This is a genomic window from Desulfovibrio gilichinskyi (genome assembly GCF_900177375.1).
Classification (GTDB): domain Bacteria; phylum Desulfobacterota; class Desulfovibrionia; order Desulfovibrionales; family Desulfovibrionaceae; genus Maridesulfovibrio; species Maridesulfovibrio gilichinskyi.
Genome location: NZ_FWZU01000005.1, coordinates 105,237 through 127,917, shown reverse-complemented (window position 1 = coordinate 127,917; position 22,681 = coordinate 105,237). Strand labels below are relative to the sequence as shown.

Here is a 22,681-nt window from a genome sequence, read left to right as displayed (position 1 = left end):
AATGATAATAAATAAATATGACCTGAATAGCCTTACTGTTTCCCCGGAAACACCCATAAAAGACTGCCTCAAGAAATTAAACGAGGCAAGCCTTGGAATTCTTTTGGTTTGTTCTGGAAATAGCAACCTTATTGGAGTCATCACCGATGGCGATATCCGCAGAGCTTTTCTTGATAATTTGTCTCTTGAAAGACACTGCATTGAAATCACGTGTACAGATCCGCTAACAGCTACAGCAACAACTAGCGTTGATGAAGCCCTCAAGTTAATGGATCATGGCAAAAAGTTTACAGTACACCATCTTCCTGTAGTTGATCAAAAAGGAATACTAAAAGGCCTCATTTTACGCCGCGACATTACCGGTTGCAGCGGAGAAAATCCAGAATTTAAGGCCGTTGTTATGGCCGGAGGTTTTGGTACAAGACTTCGCCCGCTGACGGAATCAATGCCCAAACCAATGCTCAAAGTTGGTGACCGTCCGCTTTTAGAGAGAATTATCGACCAGCTTAAAAATGCGGGAATCAAGCACATCGAAATCACCACCCATTTTATGCCTGAAAAAATAATTGATTATTTTGGAAACGGCTCGAACTTCGGTGTTGATATTAATTACGTTTCTGAAGAGAAACCACTTGGAACAGCTGGCGCCTTATCTCTGATAGATAAACCGGAAAGCCCTATTCTCGTAATTAATGGAGATATTTTAACTCAAGTTGATTTCGGAGCCATGCTGGCCTTTCATAAAGAACAAAAATCCAAACTGACTGTTGGCGTTCGACAATATGAATTCCAAATTCCTTACGGAGTTGTTGAGTGCATAGGCCCAAAAGTCTGCAAGCTTCAAGAAAAGCCAACTAAAACCTTTCTCGTAAATGCAGGAATTTATTTGTTGGAACCAGAAGTACAACAAATGATCCCTAATAATGAATTCACCAATATGACAGACCTCATTGATATTTTGCTTGAACAAGGAAGAACTGTCACCAGCTTCCCCGTCATGGAATACTGGCTTGATATCGGACAGATGGCTGATTACAACCAAGCTCAAACAGATGTAACCACCTTTAAAGATAAGAAAAAACAACATGAATAAAAAAAAAGCTATCCTTTTAATCGGAAGAGGCGACACTTTTCGTCACTACATACAAGGGATGATTGATATATTCCAAAACGAATACGAAGTTCTAGTTTTAGAGTATAAAAAAGAGATAACCTACTCTAACAAACATACACGAGTACATCTTCCTACAACTAGAAACTCCAACGATCCTAACTTTTGGGGAAAAGTTCGCTCTGTCGAAAAAGAAATGGGCCTTAACCTTTTTGAATCGTATTCTAATTATCTTTATTACGGCAGGTTAGCACAAGAGGCAAACATCGATCATTCTTCATACTGGCTATCAAAAGATCAGCTAGGCTTGGATTACATGCAAGCCTACGATTTTATGAAAGATATGACAGATAATTACGACATTCAATTTGCCTTCCATGATACAATTGACCTAATTTTGCTTCAAATGGTTGAAGCCTTTTCAAAAAACAAAAACTTTGGGTTTTATCATACACTTATTAAGCCAGGCATTTTCAATAACAGGGCTTTACTTAGCTATGGGATCGCAAGAAAAAGTGCCCTTTTCACAAAATACTTGGAAAATGGTATTACTCCTACACCTGAAGAAACAAGGATAATTAATGAAATAATTTCGCAATTTAATGAAACCAAACCCACTCTTTCATACCTTAAAAATTATTCGCAAAAATTAATAACGTTAAATGAAATAAAAAAAATTCCTATTAGATTAAAAAATCTTCCTTATGGCTTTAAGCGACTTTGTAATCGTTTATATCTCAAAAAGCAGACGGCGAATTTCTCGCTAGAAGCGGCGGGGAAATACATTCTTTTTTTTCTGCACCATCAACCAGAAGCGACCACAACCTCAGCCGCTTCTCAATATGTAGATCAGTGGAAAATTGTTGAAGAGCTCGCTATCCACGGCCCTTCTGATATAAATATAATAATTAAGGCGCACCCTTTTAGCTATGGATGGCAGGGCAAAAAATATTATGAAAAACTTCTGAGGTTAGAGAATGTAATGATGGCCCCAATTTCTTACCCAGGTAAAGAACTTATCCAAAAAGCTCATGCGGTAATCACAATTAATGGATCAATAGGGTTAGAAGCCCTTCTTTATAATACACCAGCTTATACACTAGGCGATGCATGGTACAGCCACCCCAAATATATCCAAAATATAAATTCACCGCGAGATCTATTATCTCTTCTTGATGCTCCAACACGACTTAGCGAAATTGAAAAATTACAGGTACTTGCTTCAAGCTATCGAGCTTCATTTGATTTTTTTGTGGATCACTCTACAAAATATGCTACTGAAAAAAGAAATTCAGGACAAAATCTTGCTAACCATGTTCTCGAGAACAAGGAAATATACTTCAGCAGGGTCGACATATGAAATACCCTCAATTCTTAGTCAAACCTGTTTCTAACAAATATGTTGCGCGCTTAACTAGAGAGATTATCCACAGATTCTCGCCCGATGATTTCTTCTTGAAGTTTATGCTTCAACAAATAAATCCATTAGATAGCGCTGCATACGCATTAACATTTGATTTTGATTTTGAAAAAGATATTGAAGCCTTCCCTGTACTTCTTGACCTGCTAAAGGAGCACAACATCAAAGCAGGACTGGCTGTAATCGGTAAATTTGTTGAAAAATACCCAGACATTCATAAACGTGCTGTGAATGAGGGACATGAGATAATTAACCATTCATATACCCATCCAGATAACCCTCATTGGGCACCGAACAGGTATTTCAATAAACTTTCGCATGCTGAACAAAAGGAAGAAATTGAAAAGGCTCATGAAGTCTATCACAGAATTCTTGGAGTTGAGAGTATCGGTTTCAGAACTCCGCACTACGGCAATCTTCACACAGAAAGCGTCTATCCCATACTGGCAGAGCTTGGTTATAAATACAGCAGCTCTACCGCTGCGTGCGGATACAAAGGATTCGGGGCTCCATCGGTCCACTCACATGGAATTATTGAGATTCCTACAGGATGCAGCCTCCACTTCCCTTTAGCAATATTTGATTCGTGGAACATGCTTCGTAAAAACAATCCTTTTCTGGGTGATGATGATTTATTCGTAAAAGAATTTGTAGAAACAATTAATGTGATCTCTAAGAACAAGTTATTTTTAACACATTATTTTGATCCGTATGATATAATTAAAAACAATAAAATTGACAGGATGCTTTCAAAACTATCTTTAATTAAAACAGTTTTATACCGAGATTTATTCTCATAATATAATATATTTGAGCTATTACCGTTGACATTACGTTCAGTTTTTCTTAACGAACTAGATGTGTGTTTGTATTTAAAGCTTTTATCTATATAATGATAAGGACTACTTACTTCTCAAAGAATATCTCACTCTAATAATGATTTAAGGTTGAAAATGATTATATACAAGCAACTTAACGATTACCTAGTAAGCTTGGTAAACAACCATGATACAGTCTTAGAAATTGCAGGCGAGCCAAATGGCTATCTATTAAAAAATACATCATTTAAAGTAACTAGTAATATTTCCAAACTTGAAGGTCTTGACATTATTTATGATGCGCATAACAGCCTATTTAAAAATAGTTCTTTTGATTTTATTTTTATGATTGCAGCAGGCTACTTTATGGAAGACCAATACAAGGTATTTTCAGAAGCTTACCGCAATCTTAAAGACGATGGAACTTTTGTAATAGATACGTACAAGCAAAAAATTCTCAAAAAACTAGCCAGTTTGCAAGACATGCAAAAAGTTCGCGTGAACATAGAGGGCTCCTTAACAGCACATGGTTTAGAGGTATTTCTATAAAAACAATTAACAACAACTCTCCTAAAAATTTCATAAAGAAAGTGCTGTGAATATAACACCGAGAGCTGTTAAAAATATCCATTCTCAATGGAGAATCTTCAGTCTTACGAAAAGCTTACTAACTTTATAAAACCGTCTAGATTTATCAATAAACATTTTTTAAGCAGATTAATAAGTAGGTACATGAAAAATTTATTTAAAGTTACATCCACACCCCCAATAGATTGGGATTCTTGGAATACTGCTCATTGTAGTACCGCACCATTTATTCAGTCTTCCCAGTGGGCTAATATCTTAACAGAGATTGAAAAATCTGAGCCTCTATATGTGCGTATATACAGCAATGGATCATTAATTTCGCAAAGTTTACTTATGAAACGGTTTTATTATGACCGATTCACTAATACTAAGAAATTTTTTCTTCCTTATTTTGAATGCTTACATGGTCCTATTTTTATTCAAAATGCATCAGATCTTAATATTAAATACACACTCAAATCTTTATCTGATCTTGCTCAAAAAAATTTATCTACACATTTTTTACTAATTCCCAATTTCCAACAAGAATGCACTGAAATTAATAAAACAAGTCTTGAGCAGTTTGGTTTTAAAGTTAAGCCTTGGGCTACATATCTCATAGATTTGACAATAGATTATGACTCTATACGAGCCAAGTTTTCTCCTAAAGTTAGGAATAAACTCAATAAAGCTTTACGGTCGGGAATTAGTATAAAAAAAGTAGAATCTTATAGCGAATTTGAAACTGTTTACTGCCCAGAACTCAATAAAATTAAAACCCTTGCAGGTTTATACGGTGATCCCGCCAGTAGATCCCAATGGACTGAAAACACGTCCAATGGCTATCACTACTACTTAGCGTATAAAGATGAACAAATTCTTGGATGTATTGGCCTGCTCGTATTTAACGGAACTGCAACTGAAATTGGTTCAGCAATTTCCCCTGAAGCCTTAGAAAGAAAATACCCTGCTCAAGACCTACTACATTGGCATATTATAACTGAAGCTAAAAAATTAGGCGCGAAGAGCTTAGATTTAGCAGGAGTAAATCCTTATCCAGAGACTCCAAAAGAGCATGGTATTCAATCTTTTAAAAAGAAATGGGGAGGCCAATATATTACATACAATATTGCTACCAAAAATTTTATTCCAGCGAAAGATTTTTTAGCTAAGCATACAAAGCGTCTTATAGCTCTTATGTCATGAGAAACGTTTAATGGAAATATTGTAATCGCATTCTACTACTGATCGTAGTCACAATATTAGTAATTATATTTTTGTATCATTTGTAACTAAAATGCATAACTGGTTTTTATCTCAAAAATTGCGGGGTTTAATTCAATGTTTTTTAAAAAATATGATGTTGGTATTATTGGAAACCTTTGTACTGTAGACCTAAATATCGCGAACTCTCTGGCTGAGCTAGGTGTTAAAGTTTTAGTTTTCAGTAAAGCCAATAGCTCCTCAAAAGGTAAAACTATTGATAATTATCATAACAACTCAACAGCAAAATATGACATACATAATTACAGAAGTTCATTAGATTTTTATTTGCAAGCTTGTTCATGCAAAATATTATTAAGCTTCACGGGGGCTGTACTCGGGCCTATGAAAAAAATTTACCCGTTACGATTCCTTCCAATATTTCCACCAATAATTAATTTTGCTACAGGTTCAGACATAACAGAATTTATGGGTGAAAAAAATCTAAAATCTTTTTTATTTAGACTTCATTTAAGAATGTCGTCCATGAACTGTATGGTCGAATACCCACATGCTCTAAAAAATATTTTACATTATAAAATTCCCAAAGTTTACTTTATGCCATTCCCTGCATTCAGACTTCCGGATAAAAAATTACCATTTCCTGATAGTAAAATAAAAATTATTTTCTTTCATCCATCTCACTTAGATTGGCAAGTCTCTGACTCACATAAGGTTAGATATTCTTCCAAAGGTAATGACAGATTTATTAGAGCCTTTATTAGAGCTATTAAGAATGGAATGAACGCACAGTGCGTAATTTTAGATAGAGGTTCTGATAGTTCTGAAGCTCATTCCATAATAGACCAATCAGGAGTCAAGGAATCTTTTATTTGGAAAAAAGATTTAAGTAGAGATGAACTTTTTCAAGAATTTCTTAATTGCCATGTAGTTGTAGACCAATTTGATGTAGGAGGTCTTGGAGGCATCGCTGCGGAAGCAATGGCTTCTGGGCGGCCGGTTATCACCTACATTGAAAAAAACTGTTCACGCCTAATATATGGAGGCGATACACCTCCAGTTATGAACTGTTGGTCTGAAGATGAAATTTATAATCAAATATTAGCATGTGCTGACCTTGATATGATCTCAGTTAAAGCCGAAGATTCATATACGTGGGTAAATAGACAGCACAATTGTAATATTGTTTGTGATAAAATTTTATTTTACATTTCGCTTATAACAGGACAGAAATTCAAAGATTACGGCTGGAACAAGAACGCTTATAACAAATAATATTTTTGTAAGGATATATAAAATGGGATTTATTCACCCAACAGCAGTTATTGATCAGGATAGTTCTATTGGTGAAAACACTTACATCTGGCAGAACGTTCACATTAGATCTCAAGCAAAAATTGGATCTGAATGTATTGTTGGAAAAGGTTCTTTTCTTGACATAGAATCTGTAGTTGGCAATCGTGTTAAGATACAGAATTATGTCAATATATTTAGAGGTGTTACCATTGAAGATGGTGTAATGGTAGGACCTTCAGTGTGCTTTACTAATGATATGTTTCCAAGAGCTATTAATTTAGACGGAACCCTTCAAGATTGTAATGACTGGAAATGCTTCAAAACGAGGGTTAAAACTGGCGCAGGGATCGGCGCTGGTTCAATCATCGTATGTAATACAACTATAGGGAAATGGGCCATAGTTGGTGCTGGAAGCGTAGTTACGCGTGATGTACCAGATTATGCTCTAGTATATGGTAATCCTGCCCGAGTAAAAGGTTTTGTATGTCCTTGTGGTCATAAACTTGATAAACGTTTAAAAATTGGCGAAGTAGAAGAAGTTACGTGCTCTGCTTGCAAAACAAAGATAAGCTTACCGGCTTGTCCAGAACTAATTTAACAAAGTAAACTAGGAAATTATATTATGAAAGTTGCAGTAATTGGAACTGGGTCAATGGGACAAAATCATGTTCGCTTATACTCTGACATAAAAGATTGCGTTCTCGTTGGTATCGCAGATGCTAATAGTGAACAAACAAAGCGACTCTGCTCTCTTTATGGTGGGCGTGCATATTCAGATTACCGCGAACTTATTGAAAAAGAAAAACCTGATGCAGTGACTATAGCGCTTCCTACCGCCCTACATAAGCAAGCAACAATGGATTGCCTTGAAGCAGGAATCCACGTTTTAGTTGAAAAACCTATTGCTAAAACTGTTGCTGAAGCAAAAGAAATGATAGCAAAAGCTAAACAAGTAGGAAAAGTTCTACAAGTAGGCCATATAGAGAGATTTAATCCAGCAATTCAGCAACTTAAACAAAGACTAGCAGACAATCAGCTTGGAAAAATATTTACTATTCATTCTCGTAGGCAATCATCCTATCCTGGTAGAATAACAGATGTTGGTGTTGCAAGCGATCTAGCTACCCATGAATTGGATATGATGCGTTATATTTCTGGATCTGAGGTTTCTACTATGACGGCTGAAGTTTCGAAAGTTATGAACACTCAGAACGAAGATATTGTATTCGGCCTGTTACGCTTTCAAAACGGAATATTAGGAATCTTAGATGTTAACTGGGTCACCCCAACTAAAATTCGTGAAATTGCAATTACTGGTGAAAATGGAATGTTCACTGTTGACTACCTGAACCAAAATATATCTCTCCATTCCAACTATGCCGCTGAGCAAAATGAAACTAAGAGTGAATGGTTTACTACAAAATTTGGTGTTGCAGAAGGCGATTTTACTAGCTTCAGAGTTGAGAAAAAAGAACCATTACGTGTTGAGATTGAAGCATTTCTAAAGTGCTGCAACGACAATGGTACACCACTTGTGACAGGCGAAGATGGTTTAGAATCTTTAAGCTTAGCTCTTCAAATTGTTGATTGTGGCTGTAGCTCTTCAAAATGTAAGAGATAATAATATATTATTGATAATTAATATAAAAGCTTATGCTGATTTGTTTTAATTTAAACAAAATCAGCATAAGCTTTTATAAAGATTATTTCTTTATTTAAATATACTTAGTACATATTTCAACAAATAGACGACTTCTCATATACATAAAAATCTGCACAAGATCCTGTTTCATTCTTGCTATCTAATGGATATTTATTAGGTATATGTAGTTTCAGCTTCCATTCAGGTTTATTCTGCTCTACCCATTTCGAAAACATACGATGCTTTACGTGAGGAGCTTGGTACTGATCTTGCTCATTTCTGTTAGATGAATAAATCGTAACATATTTTGATGAAGATTCAAAAAGTCTGTTCATATAATCAGCATAAACACTATCTTCTATTAGATGATAGATGACATCTAAAGACATAGTTAGTTCAGCCTTCTCTCCAGAGTATTCGCTCACCAATTTGAATACTTTCGTTTCATCATTCGGAAAAAAAAATTGACATAAAGAGATAGCTTTTTGGCTAACATCAAAACCAGTATATAGAGGATATTGGCCTAATTTAAGCTGATTACCATCTCCACAACCATATTCAATTACAGTTTCTATATTATTTTCCCTAACAAAATCATTTAAAAATTCTGCTTTAAACCTAGCAAGTTTGTCATATGATCCTGCCCCGGAAGTTCCGCCACAGCTATATCTTTTTTCCCAATATGACTGAGATCCTGAAAAACTTTTAAGTTTAACTGTAAAAAAATAATAAACAAAACGAGCCACGGAGTTGATAACTGGTATCTTCTTTATCAATTCTTTCATTATGTACATCCCTTAAAACTCAAAAAAGATAATTTGAATATTTTGCTAAAATTACTTTCTTAATAAATTTAAGCACTATTTATCAACAACTAAAACTCAGTGTGAAGATAATAAAAGAGGAGCTAACCGTAAGGTTAGCTCCTCAATATAAGCTATAGATCCAATGGAACTGCTAGCTATAACTGCTTCAAATTATTTCTTGAAGCGGCTACGAGCGATAGCAACCATAGGAGCGAGCATCAGTAACAACCATTCCAGACCGAAGCTAGCAGCAGGGTTGAATACACAACCTGATGAGCTAGAAGAGCTGGAAGTAGGTACACTACCGAAAACAACTGGATCACTGATATAACGATCACCAGTAGCATTAGAGTCAAAGACACCGTTATCTCTTACAACATAGTTAACATAGTAAGTTTGAGCAGTTGCAGGAGACAAAACAGAATCTAGACCTTTATAGCTATCCCCTCTTTCTTCAGAAATCCACCATGAACCTTCAACAGAAGGAGTTGGAGCAGATCCAGCATAGGAGAATGCTCTTGCAGAAGAAGATGCAGTTGTAGGAACTTCTAACAGTCTCAAATTGCTAATTCTGTCGCAAATACCTTTGACTGGGAACTGGAATGTGTACAAAGAATTCTTTGCAACAATGGTAGGAAGTTTAGCTCTTACACCCTTAACATCAGTTAAAGGAGTAAACTCAGCTGGAACACCGCTCCATCTAGCACTGAGTTCAGTCTTAGTGTAAGAGGTATTGTTAGTAGCTGATAAGTCAACAACTCTAGCAGTAATATTTTGATCTAAAGAAGCATTAGCCTGAAAGCTTAAGTTAGCTCTAAGAATATCACCTGCTACAGCTGGGTTCGGAATAAGGAATGCAAGTGATGCACCCTGATCTACGGATGAAACGACAGGCATATAAATACCTACAGACAATGATTTGTCAGCAGCCTGCTTACCAATGAAGCTACCAGAAACGTTATTGTCTATGTCATACATAGTCATGTTAGACTGAGTAATGCCGAACTGGTTAGTATTAGCAAGTGCTACTCTGTAACCAGACAAAGACAAGTCTTCAAAGTTAGCAGATGAAGTACCTACTTTAGTGAAGGTTGTTCCATTGAAACGAGCCATGTTACCATCAATATCAAGATTATTATCAATGGAGAAGTTCATCAAACCAGCAGTTGCACTACCTACATTACCAGTAGATCCAAGAGAACCAGTGTAAACAAATTTGAAACCACGATTAGTTAAATCTGTAGTAGCAAGAGTTGTTCCTGATTTAATCATAACAACAAATAATTTATCACCATCAACATAGTCAAAAATAGTACCAGTGATCAGGTTATTGTCATTATTTACAGTAGCATTCTGAAGTAAGAAAACGTTACCGTTTCTCAGGTTCAAATAGTTACCGGTATTTGTAACAGTAAAATCTGTCCATGTTGCTGCAGGCTGAGTTCCAGTAGTAGAATCAATTTCGTCGTAGTATTTAACCTGAGCAGTTGTTGCAGTAGAAGCACCAAACTTAACCTGAGCAATTGCAATTGCTGGTTTTGAAGTTGCAGAGTCTACGCCATATGCATAATAATCCCATGTGGTATTATAAATGTCAGGAGTAGTCTTAGTAGCAGATGCTGCATCAAAATCGCCAGGAGTGTACATTACAGCTATGGATGTACCATTACCGCTCTGTCCTCTCTGGGTAGTTACTGGAGCAGTACCGTTTACTGTACCGTTGGTAATACCAACCAGAATATTTGCATCATTTGCTGATACAAAGTAGTAAGTGGAGTTAGTTGCGTTGTTACTTCCAAGAGAGATCAAACCTGGAACAGAACGAAGAGACGCATCAAAGGTCCAAGGAGCAGTCACAAGCACTGCATTAGCTTTAGTAGCGTTTGTAAGCTGCAACTTTGTCCAAACGTCACCTTCTGTACCAGGGTTAATTGTTCCGTTGAAAGATGAAATCGTAGCATTGACTCCGCGACCAAGGCCAGTACCGTTAACAAGAATACCTGTTATTGACTATTGTAATAAGCAAAAGTTGCGTTAGCGCCTTTTTTGTTATTTGTAGCAGCATTTTGAACTGTAGTAGTTGCATTAGTAGAAAATCCTGTAAAATACATATAAGCATCGTCATATGCAATTTTACCGGTCGCTGTACCAGCGGCAGTAGTACCTGAAAGCGCAGAAGGCACATACTCTGAAAGGGAATTAGGGTTCTGAGTAGCTGCGAATACACTGGAAGCCACCAGCATAAGCAGTACTGTAATAAGAGCAATAAGTTTTTTCATTAAAAAACTCTCCTAGTTAAAATTTAAATAAAGATATGATATCCCAGCCAATCCGAGACTCCCTCTTCATTAACGAGATAATAACTACCACTGAAAAAAGCGAAGTACAAGATTTTTTTTATAAAACACCAATCTTTTTTATAAAACTTCTAAAACTCTTACACTTGGAAAATCTTCATACACGACTTTAAAAAACGAAGAAATACTCTTGTCTTGTGGATTGCCGATAAGAAGCTTTAATAACATACTTCTAGTTTCCATCTTATCAACCATAAAGCCTTGCCTTACGACGCTATTATAGACAAGCGTTGGACCATTATTTGCGGGGAAAAATTTACTTTTAGTACCGGATTTATCTAGAATAATATAGCCTGAAAGATCTACCTTGCCTTCATTTTCAATATCAATAACACCAGTTTCACCTTGAAGCGTAAATGGTGTCGTTATCAAACTTTGAACAGGGTGCGCCCCTCCGCCTATGGAAGTATCCCATGAACCATAATACAATATCCAATAAGCTAAACGTAAATTTTCCCAAGTTACAACTATATACTGTTTTCCCTTAGGCTTAAAATTGTAATTAACGTCAGCAAAAGAACTGATCATCTTTTCCACATCTTTACCTGACATTTTATCCCAAACATTTGCAGGATTATTTTTGTTAACAGCTGAAAATTTAATCATTTGATTCGCTTGTGCGCAACTAGGTGTTGTATAAACAAAAGCTAATGGATAAAGTGTCCGCCCTGCATGATTTCCCCCATTAGCAAAGGAATTAACCCCAGAATAATACATAGTGGCATATCCCCAATCCCACCACGTCCAAACAGTACTATTATTGGGCATTTTCTTGCCAGCTTCAATCAAAGCTTTTGCGTGACTTTGCCCCATTATAGGAGTTGCAGGAGCACCTTCGTACATTGGCATTATATTTGAAAAAAGAAGGCCCACCATGACTAAAGACTGAACAACACCTAATACTAATTTATTTGTTGTAAAATTAGCATAACGCTCAATAAAACAAGCTAATGCAAAACTTAGCCCAAGCCCCAAAGCAATGCCGCCGAACATAGCAAAACGCCCGCCCATATAAACGGCTGCAAAAGTTATTGCGGCAAAAGGAGCCAAAAAGATACTATTTGGCCTAACTAATACTACAAAAACGAATGATAAAAATCCTAACCATCCTAAAAGAGTACTTCCCGTCAAATTTGCAAACAACGCATCAAAACTTATATTTTGAGCTTCAATGACACTTTGAGCTATCCCCGGGTATTGTGGGCCAGAAATATCTGATGAAATATCTGCGACTGGCTTAATATAAGCACTAATTTTGTCGGAAATCACAGCAATAAGATCTTGCCCCAATCCACTTAAGACAAAAATGGCCAGTAGAATTAACAAATACAAATAAGTATTATTATAAAATTTATGCTTTCTGACAGCTGGAAAAGACAATACAATCAGGAATAAAACAGCGAGTACAAGACCAAACCAACCGACAAAGGCAACCAAAAAAAATAAAACTAGGCCACGCAGTAACTCAGAACGGTTATTCTTAGTTCCGCACACAACAGAAAGACCAATTGCAATAAGAGCAACCATGATCCCAAATGTCAAAACATCACTATGCCATAATTTCCCATACGCAGCTATGGCTCCAGCTAAAATAGGAAGACAATAATCAGTGAGTGTAGGATTAAATTCTATTTCTTTTCCTTTTTGAGGAAGCCACGAGGTTCTAATTCCTTGGCTAACCCACCTTGCAAGCAGGACAGAAATTAAAAGAGGGAAAAAGAGAGTAACGACATCGGTATCATAGTATGAAAGTCTAGTTCGAAAGTAATACGCAGGAATTGATGTCGCATATATTGCACTTACCAGCCCAACCCAAGGACCGCGAACCAGCATACCCCACGAAAATGCGGCGATTGCACAAAAACCTGCAAATACAGCCGGAAGCCAAAACGCAATATTTCCGTATTGAATACCAGTTAAACTCCCGAGAAAACGTATCAGCTCCGACATAGGATTGCCTACGGCACTTCCAACCCCTTTTGCTCCAGCAAGCCAATAATATGCATCATGTGTTCCCATGATGTATTCACCATGAACCATGAATGATGGGTCACTCCATTTAGGCAAATCAAGACACCTAAGTCCAAATGCGAAAGCAAAAGAAATCAATGAAAAAATTAAAAAGACTTTCCAATCATTCATCCAAGCCGGTTTTTGAAATTCCTGCCTCATGTTGAGCTCCACTCTAAAATGCTAATATTTTGATAAAAATCAGATGTGTTAATATGGTGCAATTACAGTTTTGTAACCCTGACAACTTCTTCAAGAGTAGTAACTCCCTGACGAACAAGACGGATTCCATGATCGACCATAGTTTCGCGCCCCTGCTCTTTGGCATATGCTTTAATGCGGTCGGCAGAAACAACGTCCATAATCAGCCCGCGCATTTCTTCGGTTACCGGGATTAACTCGTAAACGCCTTTTCGACCTTTGAACCCGGTAAAATTACAATGCTCGCAACCGTCTCCGGCTGTTTGAGTCGTAGGGAGGTTTTCCATATCTTCAAAAAGCTTAATCGTATGTTCAGAAATCAGAACTGTTTTGGAACAGTGTGGACAGTTAACTCTGACGAGCCTTTGCCCAAGAACCAATGAAAGAGAAGATGCAAGCAGAAACGGTTCAATACCCATATCAAGCATTCTGGTGACAGCCGTTGCTGCGTCATTAGTGTGCAAGGTGGAAAGTACAAGATGACCTGTAAGAGCAGCCTGAACTGCCGTACTGGCCGTTTCCTGATCACGAATTTCACCAACCAGAATAATGTCAGGGTCCTGCCTTAGAAATGAACGGATTGTGGTAGCAAAAGTCATACCCGCGGCCTTATTGACCTGCACCTGATTTATGCCGGACAACTGATATTCAACAGGGTCTTCGACTGTAACAATATTTTTATCTTCACGCGGTAATTCACTGAGTCCTGCGTAAAGACTGGTAGTTTTGCCGGACCCGGTAGGACCTGTCACAAGAATAATCCCATGCGGCTGAGCCAGAACTTTTCTGAAAAGTTCAAGATCCTTACCTTTAAGACCTAAATCTTCGAGGTTAAGTATATTTTTAGAGCGGTCAAGGATACGCAGAACAGCTTTTTCCCCGCTCATTGTAGGAATTGTAGAGACACGGACATCAACTTCTTTCTGCCCGAGTTTAATAAAAATTCTGCCGTCTTGCGGCTTACGACTTTCAGCAACATCCATCTCACCCATAACTTTAATACGGGCGATAATTGTTGCCTGTAACCCTCTGTCCAAACGCTTTACTGCTTTAAGCACTCCATCCTGTCGATAGCGAACAACAAAATTGTTTCCCTGACCCTCAAAATGGATATCACTTGCTCCGGAGGTTATGGCCTGATGCATTGTCTTATTAACAAGACGAACAATCGGAGCATCATCATGAGACCAGCCCAGCAGGTCTTCACCGTTTTCTCCTGCTCCGCCTTCCTCGGATTCAGATTCTATTGAACTTTCTTCTTCCCAGACAGTCAGTGCCTGCTCAAGCAGAGGAAAAAACTGGTCTTCTTCCACAATTTCTGTGGTAACCTTTTTCCCGAGCTTCCACGCAAGAAAGTCCGCCATAGGTAAAGAACTTTCATTCTGAAGCAGCACCTTGATTTCGCGGTCACTGACTTCCACAGGAATAAACTCACTTCGTTGTGGGAAAGTTAAAAAAAGATCCACAACTTCACGAGGGACCTTGCTAAGGTCATAGGAGATTCTCAATTTAAAGACCTATTAACCATCAGACTGGGTTGAAGATATTTCAGGTTCATCTGTCGGAACATCATTATTTTTGTAAGTATTAAATTCTTTCTCAATATACTGGTTAAACCGGGCCCGTTGATTGCGGTACTTGTCCATTTTGGCCTTACTGAGAGCTTCAAGCTGCTCGGTTGTCCTGATTATTCTGGCTGACAGAAAAACCATCAAAGTTTTTTTCGATCCACTGTTGGACTGCGTTTTAAATAACCAGCCAAGCAAAGGTAAATCTGAAAGATACGGGACACCGCTTTGCCCTCTAGTCTGCTCAGACTGGATCATACCGCCGATGACCATTGTTGATCCGTCAGCTAAAATAATAGTTGTCTTAGTGGTGCGATCATTTGTTACAGGCAAATCAAGAGTTCCTGCAGTAGACATAGTGTTATATTCCTGAGCAACTTCAAGTTTTATCAAACCATCCTTACGATTAATGTGCGGCTTGATGGTAAGCTTAATACCTACATCTTTATAAGAATACGTTGAAACTACACCCGATCCTGTAGTAGTACTCTCACCTGTTTTATATGGCCTGTTTTCACCGACAAAGATTTCTGCTTCTGAATTGTCGATTGTCATAATCTGCGGAGCTGAAATAAGATTAAAATCTGAAGAAGATTTGGTGAAATTAACTAAAGCCGCTATCGACGGATAACTCTTCCCCCCATAGGAAATCATATCACCTAAAACACCCATGGAGAAGCCACCGGGCATAGCACTTGGATTTGCCGCATATCCAGCAAGATTACTCTCAGAAGTCTTAGTGGAGCCGATGGTAGAAACGCTGTTTCCCATTTTAACAGCACCCTCCCATTCCACTCCGAACTCTTTCGCATTAGAAAGTGATGTTTCAAGAACAAGTGCCTCTATATAAACCTGATCCTGAGCCTGATCCAGCTGTTCAACAAACTTATCTATTTGCGGGAGCTGAGAGGCATCGGCCATAACAATCAGCGTATTAGTCGTTTCATCCGCGGAAACCTGTACTCCGTCATTGTTATCAGATCCTAGCGAATCATTTTTTTTGGCGGTATTAGTTGCTGCGCCACTCTCACCAGATCCTTTTGCCGTAGGGATACCGCCGCCGGTAATCAGACTCTTTAAAACATCTCCGGCAACAACAGCTTCGATATTATGCAAACGATAAACTTTAAGTTTTGAATATGATTCAGTTGCCTTATCAAGCTTAGAAACAAGAGCGCGTATAGTAGTTAACTGATCTGCGCTTCCTGACACAAGAAGGCTGTTTGCCCATTCAACAGGTTCAATGACAGGAACGTTACCAACTTTACCGGCAGTTGAAAGTTTCTTATAAAAAGACTCCAGCTTAGCGGCTACGGACTTTGCACTTGTTTTTTGCAAGTCAATAATCGCCGTATCCTGCCCGGCTCCGACTTTACGAACAATTCCAAGCAGTTTCCGCATTTTATCAACATTTGTCTGCAGATCGCGGACAAGCACAGCATCGGCCATGGGGACCGATACAACAGATCCGATCTGTGACGAAAACGGCTGTAAAAGAGCTGTAACTTTATCCGGGTCCATCTTCCCTGCGAGCTGAAAAACAGAAGTTACAATCTCTTCTCCAGAACCTCCTGAGGAATTTGCTTTAATGTCAGGTGAAATCAACTTGGCATCTCGGGAAGGCAGTATATAAGTTACATTGTCACGTGTAACAGCATAAAAACCTGCGCCTGAAAGAACTTGCTGAAAAACAGCCATAAGTTCAGGTTCAGTCAAAGCCTGACCAGCGTAAATACTTACATGAGTCCCCGGTAAGGCTCCTTTATTAAAAACAATATTCCGCCCGGTATATCGCCCGACAAATTTTATAAATTCTTCTAGAGAAATACTTTCCAAATTTGCGTGAACAGAATCACCGCCCTCAGGCTGAGCAAAAGCTCCTGAGGACAGGAGGGTAATGGCTATAGCCAGTGCAATAACTACTTTATATAATAATTTAAGCATATTCAGTTTCACAATCTCCACCGAAGTACAATTCGGAAAGAATAATTTTTCAAAAAATAAGTTTTTGATATAAATTCAAAACTTCAAAATAATTTCTTCAAACAGCTACGTCTTCGATATATATAGAAAGAATCATCCTATACTTGCAAAAATCCGTCAAGCGCAGCCATCTTTACATTTTAATTTACATGAACTGATAGAACAAAAAGGCATTATAAGCAAAATGAATGATTGTTCCCGGAACAACGCTACGGTAGCGTTGCCATATAAATCCAAAAGCAAGTGAAGGAATAAAAGTAAGTGCAGCCCAGCTCAAAGGCTGACTGACCAAGTGCATACTGGAAAAAACAAGTGAAGCAAGAACATTAGCAAGGCTGAGAGGGCCGACTCTGTACCCATAACGGAAAAAACGATCAAGTCCCTCTTGAAGAAGAAATCGGAAAAAAAGCTCTTCTATAAAAGCCTTAGCAAACAACAATGCAAGCGAAAGCTTTAAATCAGGACTGGGTACATACAATCCGACAAATCCAAAAGATAAAAACAGATAAAAAATAGGATCAGTAAAACTACATGCTCCCCATTTCAACTGGTTCCAAATTCCTTTAAGGATTCTGTTTACAAAAAATTCATAAACCATAGATGCCCTATTTTTAATCTCTAACATTATTTTTGCTGAACAAAAAACTCAAATTTTTTCTAAAACCTTCGCAAGCACATCTTCAGGAGATAGATCTTTAAGACATGCCAGATCACCTCTGGAACAACTTTCACTGCTGCATGGCTGACATTCAAGCTCAGGCACCACTTCTATGTGATCAGGAGAAGGAAAAGTCCACGCACTGCTCGATGAACCCGGGATAGTTATACTCGGAGTCCCGACCCCAACGGCAAAATGCCTCGGCGCGGAACAGTTTCCTATATGTAAAACAGCTCTTTCAATAAGCGCAGCCATAAGCCGCAATGACCCGGCTTTCTCAAGCATTACACATCTGCTTTCAAGGGTTGATACTGATTTAACTTTTAACGCAACGTCTTTCTCGCCTGGTCCATAAATTATAAAAAATTTAATATCTTTTCGTTTTTCAGCCAGCAATGAAATTAATTTTCCATAATGTTCTGCCGGCCATCGTCGGGTATATCTTCTGTGAGACGGATCTAAAGTAATTAGAAGCTCATCATCTTTTACACCAAGTGAAGCAAGACATGATCTAGCTTCCTCCCGTTCCTTTTCGCTGACAAAAATCTGAGGCTTAGCATCTCCCCATTCTATTCCTAAAGGACTCAGAACCCCAGCCTTATATTTTGCCGCGTAACCCCCGGGAATAGATTCAGGCCAGTTCGTATATAAGAAACGATTATACCATGGAGGATTAAATGAAAGCCGCACAGGAGCACCACAAAAGAAAAGCATCCACCGACATCTGGGAAGCTGCTGAAAATCCACAACCAGATCATAACCGGCTTTTCCGACTTTACGATAAAAAGCTAATGCTTTAAATGGATTCCGCAGCTCCTCCTTATTTATGGACCAGACATACTTAACTGCAGGATTATTATCAAAAACCGGAGCGCACTTCTCTTCAGTGTATACATGAATCTCAGCCTGCGGATATTTTTTATGCAACAAATATACGGATGCTGTGGCTAAAACGACATCGCCGATTTGCCGCAATTGGCAGACCAGAATTCGTTTCGGATTAATTGCTGTTATATCATTCACTATTTGGAAAACTCACTTTCAAGATATTATAATTCAAAAAATCAATTTATTTTTTTGAAGGGACGCAATAAGCACACCGGTTAAATAAAGTCCAGACGCCCTTTAACTTCAAAAACAAGCTTATCTCTTTGTGCAAAATCAGCGAAAGACATAACGTGCTGATAAAATATAATTTGCAATAAGAGCCATCCCTGAACCGACAGCCAGAGGAATAATCAAAGGAATAGTAGGCCACATTAGTAAAACTATCGCATAACAGCCATAATTAATTACGCTTCCGACCCCGTTAGCGATCAAGAATTTATACCAGCCTCGTAAAGAAATTTTGCCTTCTTTACGAAATGTGAAGGCATGATGAGCCTTGTAACAAACCGCCAACGCAATTATTATCCCGGGGATAACTGCGTATAATGAGGGGAGACCTAACCCCACACCAGCATATGTCGCCGCAGAGTAAATAATAAACCCCAGTCCTCCGATACAGCAAAAACGCAAAAACCTGCTACTTAACAATAGCGCCACCATCAGAATTATCTTTTGGACAGCAGTCCGGACAAATTACCGCAGGCGAAGTGAAGTTTAAATATTCCAGCCTCCTCATTTCCATATGCCCTTTGCTTACACAATCCAGAATAATTCCGATCGCAATAGATAAACAGGCAATAATGCCGATTGACGCAGCAAGCACAGCGGTAGGTAACTTTAGAACAAGCCCGGTAATCACCCATTCTCCGACAATAGGAAGCCCCAGAGCCAGAGAAATCAGAGCCAAAACACCCCCGATTCCAGCATAGAATTTGAGCGGAAAAATATGTTTGAACAGTTGCAACATCGTCCAAAAAATACGCATTCCGTCTTTGTATGTATTCAGCTTACTATGGCTTCCTTCCGGACGCTTACCGTAAGTTGTAACCATTTCTTCAACAGGAAGTCTGGCAGTAATTGAATGAATGCTCATTTCCATTTCAATTTCAAATCCGCGGCTTAAGCAGGGGAACGATTTTACAAATCGTTTTGAAAAGACACGATACCCGGAAAAAATATCTGTAAAAGTCTTCTCAAATATCACGCCCAGAAACTTATTAAAGACAGCATTTCCGGCCTGATGCCCTGATCTGTATGCTTCATCTTCATCTTTATGATCGCGGACGCCTACAACCATATCTAAATTATTGCTCAAGAGTCTTTCAACCATGGCCGGAGCGGCGGCAGCATCATACGTATCATCACCATCTACCAGCACATAAATATCCGCATCAATATCTGCGAACATGCGGCTTACGACATTACCTTTACCGCGTCTTTTCTCCGTAGCAACAAAGGCTCCGGCAGCCCGTGCGACCTCAACAGTTCTATCAGTTGAACCGTTATCATAAACGTAAATTACACACCCCGGTAATTGCTCAGTAAAATCACGAACAACACTTGTAATGGCTTCTTCTTCATTCAAACATGGAATTAAAACGGCTGTTTTCATTTTATCGGAGCCCCTTTCAAAAGATCTTGCGGTAGTGATGTTTTAGGAATTATCATCAATTTATGCCCCTTGCGGTCGAAATCGGAAATACCGACACGTGAGGACTTAGCCAAGTCGTCTTCATTACCAGAATAGAAATAGTAATATCCATTAATATTTTCAGGCTTGTAATTTTCATCCGGCTGCTTTCCGAAAAGCATGATGCGCATCCGGCGGGCATTCTTCGCCATTTTTATATCTTCGTTTATCTTGAGCCTTCCCTGCTTCTCATACCCGAATAAGCTCATCACGCTTTGCTCAATAATATTCGGAGACCATGCAGTGTATCGCATAAGAACCGGAATTTTTTCTTCAGTAATGATGCGTCCGTTTTGTAAATCTTCCTGCAATCGACTGAACGTATTCTGCGAGGGAACCTCTTTCAATGTAAATGCGGCAAAAGCAATAATCAAACCATACTTAAAAAATTTTGCAGCGCGCGGGGAGGATTCATACCACTTCCTGAGTCCTAACAAAAGAATCATTACCAAGTATGGCGTACCAGCGGTAAGGTACCTACTGCCGATTGGTGCTGCAAGTTTAAGGGGGTGCAAACTGGATATCATAAATACGTTAAAAAACAGGCCGCCCAGAAACAAAATAGATATACATTTTTCATTATCATCGCCTCGTTTCAGAAACCAGACGGAGACCGCAAATCCAGCCAAAAATACGATTAAAAGTCCTCTTAATTTTATGAGATTTAGAAAATTAAGCAGATATTCACCGGATGTTATTAGCAATTGACCTTGCGAAACATGATTGCGAAGAATAATGCTAAATTTCCCTAGAGCCCTTCCTGTTATGCTATAAAAACAAAACCATTCAAGCACGACAACAGCTAAGAAAAAAACAGAAAAAATAAGTATTGGTCTCAATCTTTTTTTGCCCAGGTAAAGTAAGGCCAAAATTCCGGGACCATAATAAATACTGGTAACTCTCGAACCCCATGCACATCCGGCAAGTATTCCTGCAATGGCGAGCAGATGCCATCCACCATACTTGCGCCAGTAAAGCAGGGCAAGAACACCTCCCAGTAAATAGGTCATTTCGTATAGCCCAGGCCAGAGCTGACTGCCCATTGTAGTCATTTTGGGGTATAGAATAAGGAGCAGAGCTGAGAGAAAGCCGAAGTGTCTATCTTTCAGAACAGAGCCGGCATAAAAAACAAGCACAGCACTGATCGCAGAATAAAGAATCGGTAAAATATAATAATTAGTGGAAGCCGTTCCGAATGCTTTAAGCATCAAATACAGCGGCAGGTTGATAGCCCATCTGATAGTATGATGAGTCCACTCGATGTAACTGCCGTTATTAACAAGGTTAACAACATTTTCCCAAACAGAAAGCGAGTCCCCGCCTATTTCTACATACTCAAGTGAGAGAGCCCGTACAGCTGTAGACAAAGCGACTATACCCAGCACATAAAATATATTTATGGATAAATCTGAAAAATTATAACAAGTACGATTGTCAGTCATATATTATGAGCCCTGTGTTGTTTTAATCTGTTCGCTCGCCAGCAATAAACATTGCAAGTAATCCAAGTGTACACTCATGGTCAACCCGCTTTAAAAGGCAACATATTCTTCAAACTAAAAACCTCGCATTCTAAAAGAACTTTGACAGCAACCTCACAATTCCAGTACATTTATAGAGAATATCAAGTTTATCCCCATCACCTCGTACAACAAAAGGAGAGATTATGAAAAAACAGCCTCTATTTATAGCTGTCTTACTTCTTGCTGCAGCAGTGCTTATGCTTCCATCCTCAGGTTTTTCAGCTGAAAAAAAGATGAAAGAGACCATTCTTAATCTTGAATACACGCCCATCCAAATAGACTCTCCGTCATGTTCAACTAAAATTGCAGTTGTAAAATTTACTGAAAGCTCACCGATCAAAGAAATCGGTCAAAGCAATCTATTCAAATATATTCCTTCAATTGATGTAGGAACCTGGATGGCAAAATCGCTATACACTCAGCTGAAATCCCAAGGTTACAATGTCGAATATTTTGAAACAATGGACGAGGCCGGAGACAGTTTCATCCTTACCGGAGTGGCTAACAAGGTTTATATAGACCGCCCCGGACAATTGGAAATGAAATATAAAGTTGAGCTTGATGGCATGGTGACAAAAGATAATAAATTGCTTTTTTCAAAAAATTATATTTCAAAACAGGAAAAAGAATTTGCTAATACCGGTGACAATGCAGGAAAACTGATGGCAGGACTTCATGATTCATTCGGTTTATTTATTCCGCAAGCGATTAAAATTATTAATGAGAACAACTAAATATTAAATTTTGCTCCATTAAAAAGATTGCTAAAGCCCAACGTTATTTTATAACGTTGGGCTTTTATTTTATATGACAATGTAAAATGTTCACTTTTATTACCTTGCGCCAAGCCTGAATAATCGTTATTAGAGCCGTGTTTGCAGTGTCGGGGATTAAATACACACCTGAATGTATCGTTCGA

General features: G+C 38.4%; 20 protein-coding genes. 9 read left to right on the top strand and 11 right to left on the bottom strand.

What is annotated here, in order from left to right:
- Position 1: 1 nt before the first annotated feature.
- The 8 genes from B9N78_RS14510 to B9N78_RS14475 all read left to right on the top strand — a co-directional run bounded on the left by B9N78_RS14510 (position 2) and on the right by B9N78_RS14475 (position 8,057).
- Positions 2–1,093 carry a nucleotidyltransferase family protein gene (locus tag B9N78_RS14510; RefSeq protein WP_085103565.1) on the top strand — a complete coding sequence of 364 codons (1,092 nt, stop codon included), beginning with the start codon at positions 2–4 and terminating at the stop codon, positions 1,091–1,093.
- Positions 1,086–2,471, top strand: coding sequence for a capsular polysaccharide export protein, LipB/KpsS family (locus B9N78_RS14505; RefSeq protein WP_085103563.1), 1,386 nt, complete (start codon positions 1,086–1,088; stop codon positions 2,469–2,471). The genes B9N78_RS14510 and B9N78_RS14505 overlap by 8 nt, the downstream gene beginning before the upstream one ends.
- Complete coding sequence (locus tag B9N78_RS14500) at positions 2,468–3,331, top strand: polysaccharide deacetylase family protein (RefSeq protein ID WP_085103561.1); 864 nt, start codon at positions 2,468–2,470, stop codon at positions 3,329–3,331. The genes B9N78_RS14505 and B9N78_RS14500 overlap by 4 nt, the downstream gene beginning before the upstream one ends.
- 153 nt (positions 3,332–3,484) lie before the next feature.
- Positions 3,485–3,898, top strand: a complete 414-nt coding sequence (locus B9N78_RS14495; RefSeq protein WP_085103559.1) for a class I SAM-dependent methyltransferase — start codon at positions 3,485–3,487, stop codon at positions 3,896–3,898.
- Between the two features lie 183 nt (positions 3,899–4,081).
- Positions 4,082–5,122, top strand: coding sequence for a lipid II:glycine glycyltransferase FemX (locus B9N78_RS14490; protein WP_170921441.1), 1,041 nt, complete (start codon positions 4,082–4,084; stop codon positions 5,120–5,122).
- A gap of 135 nt (positions 5,123–5,257) precedes the next feature.
- Positions 5,258–6,415 carry a glycosyltransferase gene (locus B9N78_RS14485; protein ID WP_085103555.1) on the top strand — a complete coding sequence of 386 codons (1,158 nt, stop codon included), beginning with the start codon at positions 5,258–5,260 and terminating at the stop codon, positions 6,413–6,415.
- A 22-nt stretch (positions 6,416–6,437) separates the two neighbouring features.
- A complete protein-coding gene (locus B9N78_RS14480) occupies positions 6,438–7,034 on the top strand; it encodes an acyltransferase (RefSeq protein ID WP_085103554.1) in 597 nt (198 codons plus the stop codon).
- A gap of 24 nt (positions 7,035–7,058) precedes the next feature.
- Complete coding sequence (locus B9N78_RS14475; RefSeq protein WP_085103552.1) at positions 7,059–8,057, top strand: Gfo/Idh/MocA family protein; 999 nt, start codon at positions 7,059–7,061, stop codon at positions 8,055–8,057.
- Positions 8,058–8,173: 116 nt separating this feature from the next.
- Here the strand turns inward: B9N78_RS14475 and B9N78_RS14470 are convergent, their stop codons facing one another.
- The 11 genes from B9N78_RS14470 to B9N78_RS14420 form a co-directional block, all read right to left on the bottom strand.
- Positions 8,174–8,863: a hypothetical protein gene (locus B9N78_RS14470; protein WP_085103550.1), complete on the bottom strand. Its 690-nt coding sequence runs from the start codon at positions 8,861–8,863 to the stop codon at positions 8,174–8,176.
- Between the two features lie 192 nt (positions 8,864–9,055).
- Positions 9,056–10,780, bottom strand: a complete 1,725-nt coding sequence (locus B9N78_RS14465) for an autotransporter outer membrane beta-barrel domain-containing protein (protein ID WP_085103548.1) — start codon at positions 10,778–10,780, stop codon at positions 9,056–9,058.
- A gap of 107 nt (positions 10,781–10,887) precedes the next feature.
- Positions 10,888–11,163 carry a hypothetical protein gene (locus B9N78_RS14460; protein ID WP_085103546.1) on the bottom strand — a complete coding sequence of 92 codons (276 nt, stop codon included), beginning with the start codon at positions 11,161–11,163 and terminating at the stop codon, positions 10,888–10,890.
- Positions 11,164–11,301: 138 nt separating this feature from the next.
- Complete coding sequence (locus B9N78_RS14455; protein WP_085103544.1) at positions 11,302–13,413, bottom strand: STT3 domain-containing protein; 2,112 nt, start codon at positions 13,411–13,413, stop codon at positions 11,302–11,304.
- A gap of 62 nt (positions 13,414–13,475) precedes the next feature.
- Positions 13,476–14,960, bottom strand: a complete 1,485-nt coding sequence (locus tag B9N78_RS14450; RefSeq protein WP_170921440.1) for a GspE/PulE family protein — start codon at positions 14,958–14,960, stop codon at positions 13,476–13,478.
- A gap of 12 nt (positions 14,961–14,972) precedes the next feature.
- Complete coding sequence (gene gspD / locus B9N78_RS14445; RefSeq protein WP_245805566.1) at positions 14,973–16,976, bottom strand: type II secretion system secretin GspD; 2,004 nt, start codon at positions 16,974–16,976, stop codon at positions 14,973–14,975.
- A 172-nt stretch (positions 16,977–17,148) separates the two neighbouring features.
- Complete coding sequence (mrtJ, locus tag B9N78_RS14440) at positions 17,149–17,628, bottom strand: JDVT-CTERM system glutamic-type intramembrane protease MrtJ (protein ID WP_085103542.1); 480 nt, start codon at positions 17,626–17,628, stop codon at positions 17,149–17,151.
- 21 nt (positions 17,629–17,649) lie between these two features.
- Positions 17,650–18,684 (bottom strand): glycosyltransferase family 9 protein, encoded by a 1,035-nt coding sequence (locus B9N78_RS14435; RefSeq protein ID WP_085103540.1) that lies wholly within the window; start codon positions 18,682–18,684, stop codon positions 17,650–17,652.
- A 138-nt stretch (positions 18,685–18,822) separates the two neighbouring features.
- Positions 18,823–19,197 carry a GtrA family protein gene (locus B9N78_RS14430; RefSeq protein ID WP_170921439.1) on the bottom strand — a complete coding sequence of 125 codons (375 nt, stop codon included), beginning with the start codon at positions 19,195–19,197 and terminating at the stop codon, positions 18,823–18,825.
- Positions 19,187–20,161, bottom strand: a complete 975-nt coding sequence (locus tag B9N78_RS14425; RefSeq protein ID WP_085103536.1) for a glycosyltransferase family 2 protein — start codon at positions 20,159–20,161, stop codon at positions 19,187–19,189. Before B9N78_RS14425 ends, B9N78_RS14430 begins: the two co-directional genes overlap by 11 nt.
- A complete protein-coding gene (locus B9N78_RS14420) occupies positions 20,158–21,681 on the bottom strand; it encodes an ArnT family glycosyltransferase (RefSeq protein WP_085103534.1) in 1,524 nt (507 codons plus the stop codon). Before B9N78_RS14420 ends, B9N78_RS14425 begins: the two co-directional genes overlap by 4 nt.
- A gap of 224 nt (positions 21,682–21,905) precedes the next feature.
- Here B9N78_RS14420 and B9N78_RS14415 point away from each other — a divergent pair, with 224 nt between their 5' ends.
- The gene (locus B9N78_RS14415) at positions 21,906–22,496 is read left to right on the top strand and encodes a hypothetical protein (RefSeq protein ID WP_085103532.1); all 591 of its coding nucleotides are present in this window, start codon (positions 21,906–21,908) and stop codon (positions 22,494–22,496) included.
- Positions 22,497–22,681: the final 185 nt, after the last annotated feature.

Bases quoted from the DNA above. Each gene is read 5' to 3' on its own strand.
- B9N78_RS14485 (WP_085103555.1), top strand. From the start codon at position 5,258: ATGTTTTTTAAAAAATATGATGTTGGTATTATTGGAAACCTTTGTACT.
- B9N78_RS14415 (WP_085103532.1), top strand. From the start codon at position 21,906: ATGAAAAAACAGCCTCTATTTATAGCTGTCTTACTTCTTGCTGCAGCA.
- B9N78_RS14460 (WP_085103546.1), bottom strand. From the start codon at position 11,163: ATGAAAAAACTTATTGCTCTTATTACAGTACTGCTTATGCTGGTGGCT.
- B9N78_RS14500 (WP_085103561.1), top strand. From the start codon at position 2,468: ATGAAATACCCTCAATTCTTAGTCAAACCTGTTTCTAACAAATATGTT.
- B9N78_RS14505 (WP_085103563.1), top strand. From the start codon at position 1,086: ATGAATAAAAAAAAAGCTATCCTTTTAATCGGAAGAGGCGACACTTTT.
- mrtJ (WP_085103542.1), bottom strand. From the start codon at position 17,628: ATGTTAGAGATTAAAAATAGGGCATCTATGGTTTATGAATTTTTTGTA.
- B9N78_RS14495 (WP_085103559.1), top strand. From the start codon at position 3,485: ATGATTATATACAAGCAACTTAACGATTACCTAGTAAGCTTGGTAAAC.
- B9N78_RS14455 (WP_085103544.1), bottom strand. From the start codon at position 13,413: ATGAGGCAGGAATTTCAAAAACCGGCTTGGATGAATGATTGGAAAGTC.
- B9N78_RS14420 (WP_085103534.1), bottom strand. From the start codon at position 21,681: ATGACTGACAATCGTACTTGTTATAATTTTTCAGATTTATCCATAAAT.
- B9N78_RS14425 (WP_085103536.1), bottom strand. From the start codon at position 20,161: ATGAAAACAGCCGTTTTAATTCCATGTTTGAATGAAGAAGAAGCCATT.
- B9N78_RS14475 (WP_085103552.1), top strand. From the start codon at position 7,059: ATGAAAGTTGCAGTAATTGGAACTGGGTCAATGGGACAAAATCATGTT.
- B9N78_RS14480 (WP_085103554.1), top strand. From the start codon at position 6,438: ATGGGATTTATTCACCCAACAGCAGTTATTGATCAGGATAGTTCTATT.
- B9N78_RS14510 (WP_085103565.1), top strand. From the start codon at position 2: ATGATAATAAATAAATATGACCTGAATAGCCTTACTGTTTCCCCGGAA.
- B9N78_RS14470 (WP_085103550.1), bottom strand. From the start codon at position 8,863: ATGAAAGAATTGATAAAGAAGATACCAGTTATCAACTCCGTGGCTCGT.
- B9N78_RS14490 (WP_170921441.1), top strand. From the start codon at position 4,082: ATGAAAAATTTATTTAAAGTTACATCCACACCCCCAATAGATTGGGAT.